The 16,642-nt window shown below is 73.6% G+C and carries 13 protein-coding genes; 6 read left to right on the top strand and 7 right to left on the bottom strand.

Annotated features, from left to right (window positions below; translation table 11 throughout):
• The first annotated feature begins 103 nt into the window (after window positions 1-103).
• Complete coding sequence (locus AOM07_RS05440) at window positions 104-337, top strand: hypothetical protein (RefSeq protein WP_062311770.1); 234 nt, start codon at window positions 104-106, stop codon at window positions 335-337.
• A 9-nt stretch (window positions 338-346) separates the two neighbouring features.
• Here the strand turns inward: AOM07_RS05440 and AOM07_RS05435 are convergent, their stop codons facing one another.
• On the bottom strand, window positions 347-1,006 hold the full coding sequence (locus AOM07_RS05435) for a Pr6Pr family membrane protein (protein WP_062311769.1): 660 nt from the start codon (window positions 1,004-1,006) through the stop codon (window positions 347-349).
• A gap of 93 nt (window positions 1,007-1,099) precedes the next feature.
• Window positions 1,100-2,563: a helix-turn-helix transcriptional regulator gene (locus tag AOM07_RS05430; RefSeq protein WP_062311768.1), complete on the bottom strand. Its 1,464-nt coding sequence runs from the start codon at window positions 2,561-2,563 to the stop codon at window positions 1,100-1,102.
• A 139-nt stretch (window positions 2,564-2,702) separates the two neighbouring features.
• On the opposite strand from AOM07_RS05430, the gene aceA reads away from it, so the two are divergent.
• From aceA to AOM07_RS05410, 4 genes are all read left to right on the top strand, one after another.
• Window positions 2,703-4,013: an isocitrate lyase gene (gene aceA, locus AOM07_RS05425; RefSeq protein ID WP_062311767.1), complete on the top strand. Its 1,311-nt coding sequence runs from the start codon at window positions 2,703-2,705 to the stop codon at window positions 4,011-4,013.
• Window positions 4,014-4,021: 8 nt separating this feature from the next.
• Window positions 4,022-5,641, top strand: a complete 1,620-nt coding sequence (aceB, locus tag AOM07_RS05420) for a malate synthase A (protein WP_062311766.1) — start codon at window positions 4,022-4,024, stop codon at window positions 5,639-5,641.
• Window positions 5,642-5,735: 94 nt separating this feature from the next.
• Complete coding sequence (locus AOM07_RS05415) at window positions 5,736-6,911, top strand: aminotransferase class I/II-fold pyridoxal phosphate-dependent enzyme (RefSeq protein WP_062311765.1); 1,176 nt, start codon at window positions 5,736-5,738, stop codon at window positions 6,909-6,911.
• Between the two features lie 187 nt (window positions 6,912-7,098).
• Window positions 7,099-8,316 (top strand): cobalamin-independent methionine synthase II family protein, encoded by a 1,218-nt coding sequence (locus tag AOM07_RS05410; RefSeq protein ID WP_172657681.1) that lies wholly within the window; start codon window positions 7,099-7,101, stop codon window positions 8,314-8,316.
• Window positions 8,317-8,412: 96 nt separating this feature from the next.
• Here AOM07_RS05410 and AOM07_RS05405 read toward each other — a convergent pair whose 3' ends face one another.
• The 4 genes from AOM07_RS05405 to AOM07_RS05390 form a co-directional block, all read right to left on the bottom strand.
• Window positions 8,413-9,789, bottom strand: a complete 1,377-nt coding sequence (locus AOM07_RS05405; RefSeq protein WP_062311936.1) for a pyridoxal phosphate-dependent decarboxylase family protein — start codon at window positions 9,787-9,789, stop codon at window positions 8,413-8,415.
• A gap of 81 nt (window positions 9,790-9,870) precedes the next feature.
• Window positions 9,871-10,953: a glycosyltransferase family 2 protein gene (locus AOM07_RS05400; protein ID WP_062311764.1), complete on the bottom strand. Its 1,083-nt coding sequence runs from the start codon at window positions 10,951-10,953 to the stop codon at window positions 9,871-9,873.
• 1 nt (window position 10,954) lies between these two features.
• A complete protein-coding gene (locus AOM07_RS05395; RefSeq protein ID WP_062311763.1) occupies window positions 10,955-11,905 on the bottom strand; it encodes a phosphodiester glycosidase family protein in 951 nt (316 codons plus the stop codon).
• A 68-nt stretch (window positions 11,906-11,973) separates the two neighbouring features.
• Window positions 11,974-13,344, bottom strand: coding sequence for an NAD(P)-binding protein (locus AOM07_RS05390; protein ID WP_062311762.1), 1,371 nt, complete (start codon window positions 13,342-13,344; stop codon window positions 11,974-11,976).
• Between the two features lie 91 nt (window positions 13,345-13,435).
• On the opposite strand from AOM07_RS05390, the gene AOM07_RS05385 reads away from it, so the two are divergent.
• Window positions 13,436-14,506, top strand: a complete 1,071-nt coding sequence (locus tag AOM07_RS05385) for a beta/alpha barrel domain-containing protein (RefSeq protein WP_062311761.1) — start codon at window positions 13,436-13,438, stop codon at window positions 14,504-14,506.
• Here AOM07_RS05385 and AOM07_RS05380 read toward each other — a convergent pair.
• Complete coding sequence (locus tag AOM07_RS05380; RefSeq protein WP_062311760.1) at window positions 14,503-16,248, bottom strand: M15 family metallopeptidase; 1,746 nt, start codon at window positions 16,246-16,248, stop codon at window positions 14,503-14,505. The two genes, AOM07_RS05385 and AOM07_RS05380, sit on opposite strands and share 4 nt — an antisense overlap.
• Window positions 16,249-16,642 lie beyond the last annotated feature (394 nt).

Below are 16,642 nucleotides of genomic sequence, written 5' to 3'. Positions count from 1 at the left end.
CGGCCCTGCGTGCCCCCTGAATCAACGTAGCCCCGAGGGGACGGGTCCGCAGGGCGACGGCGGAGGGGGCGGGTCCGCGGTGGGCCCGGCTACATTGGCGGGCATGAGCAGCGACGCGCGCCGTGACTCCACGGCCAAGGTGAGGGACGGCTTCGCGATCTCCGGGACGTTCGCGCCCAAGGTCACGATCGAGGGCGGCGCGGCGGCGGCCATGCTGCTCGGCGGGCTAGCGCTCGTGGGTGCGACCGTGATCGCCGTGACCGCGCTGCGCTCGCGCCGCCGTCCCCCCGGCCCGCCGCGGCTCCCCGCCGAGCCGCCGCATCGTCCTGAGGCCTGAGGCCGCCGGTCAGTCGCGCGGCGGCTGCGTCGCGCGCGCGGGGACCCGCGCACCCGTGGCCGCGGGCCAGAAGGTCGCCGGCCGGAGCACGGCCAGCACCCGGAGGATGCCCGACACCCCGAGCCCGACCGCGGCGATCGCGCCCAGCGTCGCGAGGATCGCGGCGAGCCCGCGCGCGGGATCGAGGAACGGGTAGGGCACCCAGCCGTCCAGGAACGCGCGGAAGAGCAGGTAGGACACCCAGATGGCGGGCAGGCTCAGCACGCTCCACAGCGTGCTCAGCGGGAGCCGGCGGCGCCCGCCGATGAGGATCCAGTCGAGCGCGAGGATGACGCCCGAGCCGCCGTGGAGGATCGCGTTGGCCCAGGGGAAGTACGGCGTGGTGAACGGCGCGAGCAGCGCCCAGTACACCGCACCGACGACCACGAGGTAGGTGGCGGAGTTGACGCGCAGCACGGTGACCCAGCGGGACTCGGGCCTGCCCACGCGCGCCGCGGCCAGCAGCGCCACGATGCCCGCGAGGTTCGCGAGCGGCGTGAAGTAGCCCGGGAGCTGGCCCCACGTGAACGTGCCGTACGTGAGGTCGGCCCAGGCCTGGAAGCCGAGGGCGGACAGGATGACGGAGGCGCCGATGAGGCGCAGGGTGCGGATGGTGGCGTCCTTGCTCACGCCACCGGACGTTACCAAGTCTTTACGCAGATTTGAAGGACATTCGCGCGTGTCTTCGCTCACACATGGCGGCGCGCCGCGTCGGGGTCAAGGTCATGCCTCGGGCGCGTGCTGCTCGAGGAACTCGTAGACCGCCACGCGGTCGATGCCCGTCGCCGAGCCGGATGGCGTCGCGGCGAGCAGGGACGAGTTGATGCGCGCGGACGGGCGCGCGGCCTCGTCCCAGCGGTCCTCGAGCTCGGGCGCCGGGTAGCGGCAGCAGCCCGGGTCGGGGCAGCTCGAGTACCGGCGCGTCGTGGTGTCGCGTCCCCGGAACCACTTCGAGTGGGCGTACTGCGTCCCGACCGAGACGGAGAAGTCGCCGCCGGCGTCGGTCTGGACCGCGGACGTGCACCAGTACGTGCCGTTGGGCTTGTCGGTGTACTGGTGGTAGATCCCGTAGCGGTCGTCCCGCTCGAACACCTGCCGCGCGCTCCACTGGCGGCACACGCGCTGGCCGAGCACGTTGCCCAGCGCGTCCTGCGGGAACCTCACGTCGTCGTTTTCGTACGCCTTCGACAGGACCCCGGAAGCGCTCACCTTGAGGAAGTGCACGGGCAGTCCCAGGTGCTGGGTGGCGAGGTTGGTGAAGCGGTGCGCGGCCGCCTCGTAGCTCACCGAGAAGGCGTCGCGGAGGTCCTCGACCGACAGCTCGCGCGCCGCCTTCGCCTCGACGAGGAGCTCGACGGTGGAATCCTCGGGCATCATGAGCGCCGCCGCGAGGTAGTTGGCCTCCACGCGCTGGCGCAGCAGCTCCGCGTAGCCGTCCGGCTCGTCGTGGCCGAGCACCGAGGTGGCGAGCGCCTGCAGGAGCACGACCCGGCGGTCGCCGCCGTCGTGCCGGATGGGCAGGTAGATGCGGCCGTGGCGGCCGTCCGTCACCGAGCGGGTGGTGACCGGCAGGTCGTGCACGTAGTGCACGGAGAACCCCAGGTGGCGGGCGAGGGACGATGCGGCGGAGTGGGACAGCGGGCCGCCCCCGTGGCCGATCGCGCCGAGCAGCTCGCGCGCCGTCGCCTCGAGCTCGGGGTAGTAGTTGGCGCGCTCGCGCTGGGCCGCCCGCAGGTCGGTGTTGGCGCGGCGGGCCTCCTCGGGGGTCGAGGCGCGCCGCTCGTGGAGCCGCACGAGCTCCGCATGGAGGGCGAGCACCGTCTCGATCGCCTCATCCGGCAGCGAGCGTCGCACGGCGAGGCGCGGCAGGTCGAGCGACGCGAAGAGCGGTCCCTCCTGGACGCGCTGCAGCTCGAGCTCGAGCGCGTCCCGCCGCGACGGCGGCTCCGGGTCCAGCAGGTCGTCCAGCGTGGCGCCCAGCGCGGTCGCCAGGGTCCTCAGCTCGGAGACGCGCAGCTCGCGGCGGCCGTTCTCGATGACGGAGATCTGCGAGGCGGCGCGGCCGATCGCCTCGCCGAGCTGGGCGACGGTCAAGCCGCGCGCCTGGCGGAGGCTGCGCACGCGACGGCCGATGGTCAGGGGAGTGGGGCCGACCTCGTCGTCGAGCGCCCCCTGCGGCTGGCTCATGCGCCGATCCTGGCACGTGATCGTTCCGATCGCCAGAACTTCCTGCAAAGTTCTGCCCGGAACCCCGCCGCATCGTCCCCATTCTGCTGCCTACGGTCGTCTCACTACCACGACGACGTGGAGAGAACAGGAGCCGACCATGGACATGACGATCCGCCCCGGGGATCAGCACCAGACCGCCGCCGAGCTGGGGGCCGAGTGGGCCTGGGACCCGCGCTGGACCGGCATCCGCCGCGACTACACGGCCGAGGACGTCGTGCGGCTGCGGGGACCGGTCCGCGAGGACGCGACCCTCGCGCGCCGAGGCGCCGAGGCGCTGTGGGACATGATCGAGACCAACCGCACGCGCCCCGAGCAGTGGGTCGCCGCGCTCGGCGCGCTCACCGGCAACCAGGCCGTGCAGCAGGTGCGGGCCGGCCTCAAGGCGATCTACCTGTCCGGGTGGCAGGTCGCGGCCGACGCGAACCTCGCGGGGCAGACGTACCCCGACCAGAGCCTCTACCCGGCCAACTCGGTGCCGGCAGTGGTGCGGCGCATCAACAACGCGCTGCTGCGCGCCGCGCAGATCGAGCACGCCGAGACCGGCGGCACCTCGCGCGACTGGCTGGCCCCGATCGTCGCCGACGCCGAGGCCGGATTCGGCGGCCCGCTCAACGCCTACGAGCTCATGCAGGCGATGATCGGCGCGGGCGCGGCGGGCGTGCACTGGGAGGACCAGCTCGCGTCCGAGAAGAAGTGCGGGCACATGGGTGGGAAGGTGCTCGTGCCCACCTCCCAGCACGTCCGCACCCTCAACGCGGCGCGCCTGGCGGCCGACGTCGCCGGCGTCCCGAGCGTGATCATCGCGCGCACCGACGCGCTCGCGGCCACCCTGCTCACCTCCGACGTCGACGAGCGGGACCGCGAGTTCGTCACCGGGGAGCGCACCGCCGAGGGCTTCTACGAGGTGCGCGGCGGGATCGAGCCGGTGATCGCGCGCGGACTGGCCTACGCGCCCTACGCGGACCTGCTCTGGGTCGAGTCCTCGACGCCCGACCTCGAGCTCGCGCGCCGCTTCGCGGAGGCGATCCACGCCGAGCACCCCGAGCAGCGGCTCGCGTACAACTGCTCGCCGAGCTTCAACTGGCGGCGCCACCTCGACGACGCGCAGATCGCATCGTTCCAGCGCGAGCTGGCCGCCATGGGCTACGCGTTCCAGTTCATCACCCTCGCGGGCTTCCACTCGCTCAACCACGGCATGTTCGAGCTCGCGCAGGACTACGCCGCCACCCAGATGAGCGCCTACGTGCGGCTGCAGGAGGCCGAGCTCGAGGCGGAGGCGCGCGGCTACACCGCCACCAAGCATCAGGCCGAGGTCGGCACCGGGTACTTCGACCGCATCTCGACCGCCCTCAACCCGACCGCCTCGACGCTCGCACTCGTGGGCTCGACCGAGGCCGAGCAGTTCTAGGAGGAGACATGTGCGACACGCGAATCGAGATCGCCGGCCCGATGGGGGACCGGTACGACGAGATCCTCACGGAGGATGCGCTGGCGTTCCTCGCCCGCCTCCATCGGCGCTTCGCCGGCTCCCGCGCGGAGCTGCTCCGCGCCCGCCAGGAGCGCGCGGAGGCGATCGCGGCCGGCGCGGATCCCGGCTTCCTGCCGGAGACGCGCGCGATCCGCGAGGACCCGTCGTGGCGGGTCGCCGGCCCGGGCCCGGGGCTGGAGGACCGGCGGGTGGAGATCACGGGGCCGACCGACCGGAAGATGACCATCAACGCGATGAACTCCGGGGCGAGGGTGTGGCTCGCCGACCACGAGGACGCGAACACGCCCACGTGGGCCAACATGATCGAGGGGCAGCTCAACCTCGCGGACGCGATCCGCGGGACGATCGCCTACACGAGCCCCGAGGGCAAGGAGTACCGGCTCGGCGACGAGACGCCGACCATCGTGTTCCGGCCGCGCGGATGGCACCTGGTCGAGAGCCACCTGCTCCACGTCGACCCCCACGGGCACCGGCACCCGACGTCGGCCTCCCTCGTCGACTTCGCGCTCTACGTGCTGCACAACGCGCGGGCGCTGATCGAGACCGGCTCGGGTCCGTACCTCTACCTGCCCAAGATGGAGGGCCGCCTCGAGGCGAGGCTGTGGGACCAGGTCTTCACCTTCACCGAGGAGCACCTGGGTCTCGACCACGGCACGATCCGCGCCACGATGCTCATCGAGACGCTCCCGGCGGCCTTCGAGATGGAGGAGATGCTGTACGAGCTGCGGGACCACTGCGCCGGCCTCAACGCGGGCCGGTGGGACTACATCTTCTCGATGATCAAGTGCTTCCGGGAGCGGGGAGAGGCCCACCTCCTCCCGGACCGGTCGGCCGTCACGATGACGGTGCCGTTCATGCGGGCGTACACCGAGCTGCTCGTGTCGACGTGCCATCGGCGCGGCGCGCAGGCCATCGGCGGCATGAGCGCCTTCATCCCCAACCGTCGCGACCCCGAGGCGACGGAGCGCGCTCTCGCCCAGGTCGCGGCCGACAAGCGCCGCGAGGCCAGCGCGGGCTTCGACGGCAGCTGGGTCGCCCACCCGGGGCTGGTGGCCGTCGCCCGCGCCGAGTTCGACACGGTGCTGGGCGACCGCCCGGACCAGCGGGACCGCCTCCGCGACGACGTGCGGGTGACCGCCGCGGACCTGCTCGACGTGCGGATTGCCGGCGCCCAGGTGACGGCGGCGGGGGTGCGGGCCAACGTGGCCGCGGGCCTGCGCTACCTCGAGAGCTGGCTGCGGGGGACCGGCGCCGCCGCGATCGACAACCTCATGGAGGACGTCGCGACGGCGGAGATCAGCCGGTCGCAGCTGTGGCAGTGGATCCATCTGAGGGTGGCGACCGCGGAGGGCATCCTCGTCACCCCGTCGTACGTCGGCCGCATCGTCGACGAGGTGCAGGCCGGACTGCCGCGCACCCCGGACGACCGCCTCGACGACGCCGCCGCGCTGCTGCGCGAGGTCTGCCTCGAGGACGCGTTCCCCACGTTCCTCACGCTGCCCGCATACGCGCGCTTCTTGCACGAGCCCGTGCCTGCCGCGGCGTGACGCCGCGCGGAGGGGGCGTCCCGGTTGCGGGGCGCCCCCTCCGCGGTGACGATGGACGGGGGTCCGGCGCCGCGCCGGACGCAGGGGGGACGTCATGGAGCTGTCGGCACGCGCCCGCGCGGCGGAGGACGACATCGGCCCGGTGACCCGCTTCCTCGCGGGGGTGGGAGCACGCGCGGACGAGCCGGGGATCGCCGACCTCACCTTCGGCAACCCCCACGAGATGCCGCTGCCGGGACTCGTCGGCGCGATCCGCGCGCAGGTCGAGCCGCGCTCGGAGGCGTGGTTCGCGTACAAGACCAACGAGGTGCCGGCGCAGGACGCCATCGCGGCGGGCCTGCGCGCCGAGCTCGACCTGCCCTTCGAGGCGGCGGACATCGCGCTCACGCAGGGCGCGTTCGGCGCCATCGACCTCGCGCTCCACCTCGTCGCCGACGAGGGCGACGAGGTCATCTACCCGGTGCCCGGCTGGTTCTGCTACCCGCCGATGCTGCGCATCGGCGGGCTGGTCCCGGTCCCCGTGCCGCTCGCGCCCGGCACGTTCGACCTGGACGTCGAGGCCATCGCGGCCGCCGTCACCCCCCGCACCCGCATCGTCATCGTGAACTCGCCCGCGAACCCCACCGGGCGCGTCTACCCCCGCGACCAGCTCGAGCGGCTCGCGGATGCGCTGGAGGAGAGGTCGGCGGCGATCGGCCGGCGCATCTGGGTCCTCTCCGACGAGCCGTACCGGCGCATCCGCTTCGACGGCGTGCCGTTCACCAGCCCCGCCGCCGTGTACCCGTGGACCCTCATCGACTACAGCTACGGCAAGGTGCTGCTGGCGCCGGGACAGCGGCTGGGGTACCTGGCGCTCGGCCCGCTCCTGCCGGACGACGTCCGCGCCGCCCTGCGCGAGGCGTTCGTGCCCGCGCAGCTCTCGATCGGATGGGGGTTCCCCGACGCGATCATGCAATACGCGGTGCCGGACCTCGAGACGGTGTCGATCGACGTGGCGGAGCTGCAGCGGCGCCGCGACCGGCTCCACGGCGCGCTCACGGAGGCCGGCTTCCGCGTCACGCGGGCCGAGGGCACCTTCTACCTGTGGGCCGAGGCGCCCGACGGCGACGCCGAGGGCCTGGCCGCCCGGCTCGCGGAGCGCGGCGTCCTCATCATGCCCGGCACGCTGTTCGACCGCCCCGCCCACTTCCGGCTCAGCCTCACGGCCGCCGCGGACGCGATCGAGAAGGCGATCCCCGCCCTTCTCGACGAGGCGCCGGTCCGGTCCTGACCGTGGGCGCGGCGATTGGCGACACGCGGCGCGACCGGGCACAATGGCCCCGCCGCCGCGCATCAAACGAGGCCTCGGATCCACCACGGGTGGGCATTGCGGGCGGGCCGTCACTGCACGCCATGCGGGCCGTGTGCCCGCGCACCGATTCGATGCGAGCGCCGTGCGCGCGCGCCAAGGAGCCTCGATGTCCGAGCTGACCATCCAGACCACCACCGCGGGATCGCTGCCGCGCTCGCCCGAGCTCGTCGCGGCCACCGCCGCCCTCGAGGTCGCGGAGGACGGCTTCACGCTCGTCCAGACCGACGAGTACAAGGAGCTCGCCGGCCAGGCGGTCCGCGACCTCGTCCAGCGTCAGGTCGACGCGGGCATCACCATCGTCGGCGACGGCGAGTACGGCAAGGCCATGACCGCGTCCCACGACTTCGGCGCGTGGTGGTCGTACTCCTTCCAGCGCACCGCGGGCCTCGCGCTCCCGCCCAAGGACGCGCCGATGCCGGAGCCGGTGCGTTCCTCGCCGGGCAACGTCCGCCTCACCTCGATGAACGACCGTCGCGACTGGGTCGCCTTCCAGGAGGCGTACTTCGACCCGACGTCCGGCGTGCTCATGGGCGAGCCGCCGTTCTGGCCCATCGCCGTCGGCCCGCTGTCGTACCGCGGCCAGGACGCGATCGCCGCCGACATCGCGCACCTGCGCGGCGGCCTCGACGCCGCGGGCCTCGAGACCGGCTTCATCACGTCGCTCGCGCCGGGCAGCGCCGCGCGCATCGGCAACGCCTACTTCCCGTCCGAGGAGGAGCACATCTGGGCGTGGGCGGACGTCATGCGCGAGGAGTACAAGGCGATCGTCGACGCGGGCCTGACCGTCCAGCTCGACGACCCGTCGCTCGCGGAGAGCTGGGACCAGATCAACCCCGAGCCATCCGTCGACGACTACCGCGCGTTCCTGCGCACGCGCATCGACGCGATCAACCACGCGATCGAGGGCCTGCCCCGCGACCAGGTCCGCATCCACCTGTGCTGGGGCTCGTGGCACGGCCCGCACACGACGGACCTCGAGCTGCGCCACATCGTCGACCTCGTCGCGGAGATCAACGCCGGCTCGATCTCGTTCGAGGCGGGCAACGTGCGCCACGAGCACGAGTGGAAGGTGTGGCGCGACGTCGAGCTGCCCGCCGGCACGAAGCTGCTCCCGGGCGTCGTCAGCCACGCCACCAACGTCGTCGAGCACCCCGACCTGGTCGCGGACCGCATCGTCCGCTTCGCCGAGATCGTCGGCCCGGACAACGTCGTGGCGTCGACCGACTGCGGCCTCGGCGGTCGCGTCCACCCGCAGATCGCGTGGGCCAAGCTGGACTCGCTGGGCGAGGGTGCGCGCCGCGCGGCGAAGCTCCTCAACGGCTGACCGGGGAGACTCCCAAGGACGGATGTGAACCGTGGGGCTCGGGGGGACGGCGACGGCCGTCGCCCCGAGCCCCACGGTGCTCACGCGCCCCATCTGTCAGTGGGAGTCCCCAGGTCGGTCGAGGGTGTCGAGCACCTCGCACAGCAGCGCGAACGTGGTGAGCGGGTTGACGATCGCGAAGCGCAGCACGGGCTCGCCGTGGTGCGAGCTCGGGACCACGAAGGCGCGCTGGTCGCCCAGCAGACGCGCGCACCACGCGTCGTAGTCGGCGCGCGTCCAGCCCTCCTTGCGGAACACCACGACGGACAGCTGCGGTCGCCGCACGAGCGCGAGGCCGTCGCGCCGCTCGATCTCGTCGGCGATGCGCCGGGCGAGGTCGATGCCGTGGGCGATCGCCGAGCGGTACTCGTCGGTGCCGTACGTCGCGAGGGAGAACCACAGCGGCAGGCCGCGCGCGCGGCGCGTCAGCTGGACCGACAGGTCGGACGGGTTGGTCTCGGGCGCCTCGGTGAGCGTGTCGAGGTAGGACGCGTGCTGCGTGTGCGCGCGCCGGGCGATCTGGGGGTCGCGGTAGAGCAGCGCGCACGCGTCGAAGGGCGCGAAGAGCCACTTGTGCGGGTCGACGATGAGCGAGTCGGCGTGCTCGACGCCGGCGTACGCCGCGCGCATGCGCGGCACGAGCATGCCCGCGAGCCCGTACGCGCCGTCGATGTGCAGCCACACGTCGTGGCGACGCGTCACCGCGGCGATGCCCGCGATGTCGTCGACGATGCCGAAGTTGGTCGTGCCCGCCGTCGCCACGACCGCGAAGATCGCGTCCCCGTGCTCCGCGAGGGCCTCCGCCACCGCATGGCCGTGCAGGCGGCCGTCGTCGTCGGGCAGGATCCCCACGACGTCCACGTCCATGACCGCCGCCGCGGACTCGACCGACGAGTGCGACTCTCCGCTGCACACCACCGCCCAGCGGGCGGGGTCGGGCCGGCCGGCCTCGCGGTTGCGCCGACGGGCGGCGTCCCGGGCCGCCACCAGCGCGGACAGGTTGCCGATGGTGCCGCCCTGGACGAACACGCCGCCGGCGGTCTCCGGCAGCCCGAACTCCGAGGCGAGCCAGGCCAGCACCTCGTTCTCGGCGTGCACCGCGCCCGCGCCCTCGAGCCACGAGCCCGCGTAGATGGACGATGCGGACACCACCAGGTCGAAGGCCGACGCGGCCTTGCTGGGGGCGGAGGGGATGAAGGCCAGGTAGCCGGGGTGGTCCGTCGACAGGCAGGTCGGGGCGAGCACGTCGCCGAACAGCGCGAGGGCGCGCACCGCGCCGATGCCGGTGGCCGTGATGGAGGCCGGCGCCTGTGCCGCCAGCTCGTCGGGGGTGGCCGGCACGTCGAGCGGGATGTCCTCCCACAGCACGCGCCTGCGAGAGTAGTCCAGGACGGATTCGACGATGGCGCGGCTCTCCGCGGAGACGGCGTGCATGCGCTCGGGACGGATGTCCTCGGGGCCGGGGTTGGGGATCACCGGGTCAGGATAGGGCGCGCGCCGCGCACGAGACTGGCGCTATACGTGCGTAATGGCGCGTGAATCCTGTGCATTTCCGGGCGTAGGGCGCGATTCCGTTGCGCCAGGCGGCGCGAAGACGATCGCACGCTGCACGCCGTACGAGAGGGCCCAGAGCACGAGATCCGTGCCCAGCTTGGCGGGCAGCAGCGGCACCCCGAGCTCCGTGAGCGTGCGGATGGACGCGTAGCTGAGGAACAGCAGCAGCGCCGCGAGGGCGGCGTAGCGCAGCGCCTGCCGTGCCACGGGTCCGCGCGAGCGGAACACGGCCCTCCGGTTGACGGCGAAGTTGGTGCTGGCGCTCAGCAGCCGGGCGCCGACCACCGCGACGGCGAGCGAGCCGGTCGCCGCGGACAGCGCGAGGAGCGCGATCGCGTCGATAGCGAACGCCGCGAGCGACGAGGCGGCGAACATCGCGAGCGGCCACAGCACGCGGACGGAGTCGACCACGGGCCGGAAGTGCGACGAGGCGTTCCTGTCGAGGTAGACCGTGCGGATCGGGACCTCGACCACCGGGATGCCGCGGCGGCTCGCGTCGAGGAGCAGCTCGAGCTCGTAGGCGAAGCGCCGGCCGCGCACCGCGAGGGCCCACGGCAGCAGCGCGGCCGGGTAGCCGCGCAGCCCGGTCTGGGTATCGGTGAGGCGCCGGCCGGTGACGGTCGCGAGCAGCGCGGCGGTGGCGCGGTTCCCCAGCCGGGAGCGCAGCGGGACGTCCCCGGCGAACTCGCGGGCGCCCAGGACCACCGCATCGTCCAGGCGCGCGGCGGAGCGGTCGCGGAGCGCGGAGGCGACGCGCGCGACGTCCTCGGGCGTGTGCTGACCGTCGCTGTCCGCGCAGACGACCGCCTCGCCCGGCGCGTGCCCGACCAGCCATGCGAAGCCGGTCCGCAGGGCGTCCGCCTTGCCGCGGTTCGCGTCGTGCCGGAGCACGGTCGCCCCCTGGGCCGCGGCGTCGGCGAACACCGCGCGGAAGCGCGGGCCGGAGCCGTCGTCCACGACGAGCACACGATGGATGTCGCTCAGCGACCTGACCAGCGCGACGAGGCGCGCGTCGGGCTCGTACGCCGGGATGAGGATCCACATGTCAGCCGACCCACAGGATGTCGGACGTGCCCCGCTCGTCGCCGCGCCCGCCGGGCACGTTGACGACGGTCCCATCGCTCACCATCGTCGACGAGCCGCCGCCGTCGAGGTTGTACGCCTCGGTGGCCCCGAGGTCGGCCATGATCTGCGCGAGCTCCGTGAGGGTCACGCCGGCGCTCGTGCTCGACCGGCCGTCCACGACGACGAGCACGTAGTGGTTCGCGTCGATCATGCCGATCGCGGTGCGCGGCTGGTCGCCCTGGATCGAGTGGTTGCCGAAGTTCGTGTCGACCTCGACCTCGTCGATGCCCTCCACGATGACGCCGTCGTCCACGAGGGCCGGGCCGAAGGACAGCGTCTGCCATGCGCCCGCGTCGAGCAGCTCCTGCGCGCTCGTCGTGGTCTCGTCGTAGACCTCCATGGTGCCGTCCGCGTAGATGACGGCGCCCTCGCGGGCCGGCTCGTCGCGGTAGATCACGCCGTTGCGGATCTCGATGCCGGTGGTCCGGAACCCGTAGTAGTCGCCGTTGATCGCGAGCGCGGCGCCCACGTCGGCGGCGATGTCCGACGGGTCCTCGATGATGTTCTCGCCGAACGCGTCGTCCGCGAAGGCCGACCGCAGTTGCGTGATGTCGGTCAGGACGACGTCGGCGACGTAGTAGGTGGCCGCGTCGGAGCCGCTCCCGTAGGTGTGCTCGGTGACGGTGATCGACGGGTCGGCCTCGTCGTCCGTCTCGGAGGCGCCGGTGGCCGTCGTCGTGAGGTCCGTGCCCGTCTGCTCCTCGGCCACCTGCGCCTCGTACGCGGACGCGTTCTCGACCTCGACGTGGTCGATCACGTACCGGTCGAGCGCCCAGGTCGCGATCGCGGCGAGCACGAGCAGGAGGGTGGCGGCGGACGCGACGATGCGGCGGCGCAGGCGGTGGGGACGGGCGGCGGCGGTCGAGGTCATGAGGGAACGCTACGAAGGCGGCTCCGCGTTTTCCCTGGCAGCGGGCTCAGGGTTTGCCAAGAGCCGCGCTACGCCGCGAGCCCGGCGAGCGCCGCCAGCCGGTCCGTGCCGGCGGACGCGCTCCGAGCGATCCGCGCGCGGGCGTCGTCGAGCGCGGGGGAGGAGAGACCGGGCGGGATGCGGGCGGGGTTGAGCGCGACGGTGTCCGCCCACGAGCGCACGTCGGGATCCCCCAGGAAGGCCGCGGACGACCGGGCGCCGCGCACCGTCATCTCGGCCCAGTCGGCGAGCGTGTCCCCGTACTGCGTGGGTGGGCACAGCGCGTTCTTCCGGGCGGTGCCGGTGCGGGTCGCTTCGACGAAGCCCGTGAGCGCCGCCCCGAAGCACGGGAAGCCGGACCGGATGGGCTGCAGCGTGATCGCGTCCGGGGCCCACACGGGCACGCGGGGCGGCCGCGGCAGCCCGTCCGCGGCGCAGTGCACGACGACGGTGCCGGGCGGCACCGGGACGTCGCCCCGGTCCAGCACGATCCGTCCGGGCTTCACGGCGCGCACGTGGCCGCGCCGCACGACATGCTCGACCGAGCGCAGCAGGTCGAGCTCCCAGCGCCCCAGCGTAGGCGTCTTGGCCATCGTCGGCGTGACGGCGGGGTCGATCCGCATCATCACGCCGGCGTCCTCGAGCCGCAGGAACAGGTCGTCGAGGTCGCTCGCCGCCGCGGCGGCCTCCCAGGTCGCCGCCACCAGGCCCAGGAAGACCGCGGGGTCGGGCTGCACCACCGCGCGGTCGAGCATCCACGGGTCGCGGGGCCGGATCCACGTGAGCCTGTCGGGCGGGACGCCCGCCCCGAGGGCGTGCACGATCGCGTCGGTGGCGGTCTTGCCGGAGCCCACGATGACGAGGCGCGCGGCGTCGAGCGCCTCATCGAGGCGCCCGACCGTCACCACCCGCGCGCCGGGTGCCACCGCGAACGGCGGCGCCCCGCGGGCCGGGATGACGGGGGACAGGTAGCGCGCGTCGACGAGGCGGGTGCCGGGCCGGACGCCGGCCGTCGGGGCGCCGCCGGCATCCAGGAGGCGGCCCGCGCCCGCGTGCTCGACGCCGCCGTGGAACGCCACCCGGCCGGTGCCCTCGAGGCGCGCGAGCACCGCGTCGTAGTACGCGAGCACCTGCTCCTTGGTGGCGCGCTCGTGCAGGCCGGCCTCCGGGCCGTCGGTCTGCACGGCGCCTCCGAGCACCGTCGACGCGACCCCGTAGAACTGCGAGGCCTGGTGCAGCCGCACGAACGGGTAGGCGTCTCGCCAGTGACCGCCGGGGACGTCGCGGCGGTCGACGAGCGCGACGGTCGCGTCCGAGTGATCGACGAGCGCATCCGTGAACGCGAGGCCGGCCGCGCCCGCGCCGACCACCAGGTAGTCGACGTCGAGCTCCGGGGCCACGACCTCAGGACACCACGGCCGCGCACGTGGCGCGCGCCGTGGCCCGAGGTCCCGGTCGCGCGGCGCCGCCCGGCGCTAGCCTCGAGCCACCATGACCTGGTTCTACGATCCGCGCCGCAGCTACGAGGACAACTACGCGCACGGCCCCTTCGGCCCGCTCGCGTCGGACGCGGGCGACGTCCCGGGGCCCCCGGCCGACGCATCGTTCCTCGGCCATCGGGTGGTGCGCCCCTTCGGCATCCCCGCGGGCCCCCTCGTCAACGCCGCCTTCGCGGCGGCGGCCTTCCGCCACGGCTTCGACGTCAACGTCTACAAGACCGTGCGGACGCGGGCGTGGCCCTCGCATCCGTTCCCCAACGCGCTGGCCGTGCACGTCGACGGCGACCTGGCCGCGGGGCGGCCCGAACCCCTGCTCGCGGATGCCGACCTCGACGACGCGACCAGCATCTCCAACTCGTTCGGCGTCCCCTCGCGCGACCCCGACGCGTGGCAGCCGGACATGGCCGCCGCCATCGCCGCCGCAGGGGACGGCCAGCTGCTCGTGGGCTCGTTCCAGGGCACGCACCCGCCCGCCGGGACCGGGGACCGCGAGACCGCCTACGTCGCCGACCACGTCGCCGCCGCGCGCCTCGTCGCGGAGACGGGCGCGCCCGTGCTCGAGATGAACCTCAGCTGCCCCAACGAGGGCACCGGCGCGCTGCTGTGCTTCGACGCGCCGCAGGTCGCCCGCATCGCGGGCGCCGTCAAGGACGCCGTCGGGGACGTGCCGCTGCTGCTCAAGCTCGCCTACTTCGGGGACGATGCGTCCCTCGCCCGGCTCGTCGACGCCACCGCGGGCATCGTCGACGGCTACGCGGCCGTCAACACGCTCCCCGCCCGGCTCGTCGACCGCGAGGGCCGGCCCGCGCTCCCCGGCGAGGGCCGGGAGACCGCGGGCGTGTGCGGCGACGCGATCCGGTGGGCGGGTCTCGAGATGACCGCCAGGCTCGCGCGGCTGCGCGAGCGCGACGGGCGCGGCTTCGCGATCGTGGGCGTCGGCGGCGTGCTCACGGCGACGCACTACCGGGCGTACCGCGCCGCCGGCGCGGACGCCGTGATGAGCGCGACCGGCGCCATGATCGACGCCGGCCTCGGCGCTGCCGTGCGAGCGGTTCCCGCCTAGCCCTTGAGCGAGCTCGAGACCTTCTTGAGGAGGGTCGGCTTGTCGGGCATGTCGACCGCGATCCCGGGCGCGACGAACTCGAGGTGCCAGGACTCGGGCTTGGAGCCGCCCGAGCGCGCCCACAGCGGGTGCACCCAGCCGTACTTCTCACCGTTGTTGCGCATCCACGTGGCCGAGGCCGGCGCGAAGTCGGCGGCCATGCCCCAGCCGTGGTTCGAGGTGCCCGGGGTGGCGGCGAGGTAGCCCTTCGACGCCTTGGTCGCGACCTGCGCGCCGTACGAGCGGTACGAGGAGCTCACCGACAGGTGGTTGCCGGTCTGCGCGTAGTAGTCGTCGTCGGCCCGCTCGAGCGCCTCGGCGGCGTCGCAGTGGAGCTGGTGGCCCGAGGCGAAGGACAGCGAGCACAGCTGGGATCCGGGGATCTGGCCGTTGCTGTAGTTGATGCCCGTCGGCGCGCCGGACCAGCCGTCCTGATGGTTGGCGGCCGCGTCGGCGTACTTGGACCAGCTGTTCGCGTAGGCCTTGTCGACCTGGCGCTCGTAGGTCGCCATGCGCTTCTTGTTGACCTGGGTGCGGCGCTTGTTCTCCTGCTTCACCCACCGGTGGTGCGAGGTGTAGAGGGCCTCCTCCGCGGCCTCGACGTCAGCGGTCGCGTCCGCGACGTCGGAGATCACGGCCTCGACGGCGTCGTGATCGTCGCGGTCGACGTCGACCTCGCGCAGCTCGAGCAGTGCGCTGCGGGCCTCCCTGAGGTCGGTGATGGTCGCCTTGCGCGCGACGTTGCCGTCGACGGCGTCGATCATGTCCTTCGCCGAGTCGGCGATGGCCTTGACGGCCTCCAGGCGCTCCTCCAGCGTGAGGTTCGCGCGCTCGAGCGCGGCCTCGGCGGTCGCGGCCTCGAGGACCGCGGTGGTGCCCTCGATGCGGCGGGTCGCGGCGTCGAGCTGGGCGGCAGCCGCCTCGAGGCGGGTCACGGTGGCGGCGACCGTCTCGAGATCGTCGACCTCGCCGCGCAGGACCTGCGCGACCTCGGTGTCGTCGATGAGGGCGGCCAGGGTCTCGGCATCGTCCTCGACGGTGGAGCCGGTGGGCTCGGTCTCGGCGGAGGCGCTCGGCTCGGCGGACGAGGACGCGTCGGCGGAGGGCTCGGCGGTGGGCTCCGCGCTGGCGGAGGCGCTGGGCTCCGCGCTGGCGGAGGCCTCGTCGGACGCGTCGGCCGAGGGCTCGGCGGAGGCCTCGGCGCTGGCGGAGGCGCTGGGCTCCGCGCTCGCGGAGACGTCGGGCTCGGCGGCCACGGCGTCCTCGACCTCGCCGAGGACGGCGGCCACGTCGACCTGCAGCGACGGGGTGGCGGCGAAGGGGCCGCGCGCGGTCTCGACGCCGAGGGGCGCGTTGGCCCACACCGGCGGCACCACCGCGGTCGCGCTCACGAGGATGTTGTGCTGCTCGGCCGCGTACGCGGCGGACGTCGCCGCCTGCGCGAGCTCGGCGGCGGCCGAGGCGACGAGGTCCTCGTCGGAGACGGACTCGGAGACCTCGGAGACCTCACGCGCCTTGGCGAGCGTCAGCTCGAGCTTCTCGCGCTCCGCGTCGAGGAGCCGTGCCTGCGCGCGTGCCTCCTCGACGGCGCTTCCCACACGCTGCTCGTGCACGCCGAGCGCGACGGCGACGCCGCCAAGAAAGCAGCAGACGGCGAACGTGGTCGCCGTCTGCCATCGGAAGGGCAGGTGAAACTTGCGCACGTGTCTCCATGGTCGGTGTCAAGGACTGTTCATCGCGCCGAGCTGCCGCGGCCGTGCCAGCGGCGCTTCGTGGTGCGAGGACTCGTAAGACCATAACTGCGCTATCCCGGGATGCCGGGGCAGGATTCCCGCACCGGCGCCCCGTCGGGCGGCGGCACGATGCGCCGGAAGGCCCCGATCGACCGCGTATGCAGGGCAGACATCTCCCGGGGGGCATCGGGAGGGCCGCCGGTGTGATCTCCGTCTCACGATGGCGGATCTGTCACCTGTCGGTCCCGGGTGGCACTAAGGTGCGCGGCCTCCGCGCGATTCCTCCGCGTGTCCCGCACGACACGCCGACGGGCGTGGGATTCCTTGCGGCGGATCCGCGCGCTCGCCCCGCACGCCAGGTCGC

This window comes from Demequina rhizosphaerae, assembly GCF_000971255.1.
Lineage (GTDB): Bacteria > Actinomycetota > Actinomycetes > Actinomycetales > Demequinaceae > Demequina > Demequina rhizosphaerae.
The sequence above is the reverse complement of the archived record's forward strand: the minus strand, read 5'-3'. Positions and strand labels throughout refer to the sequence as shown.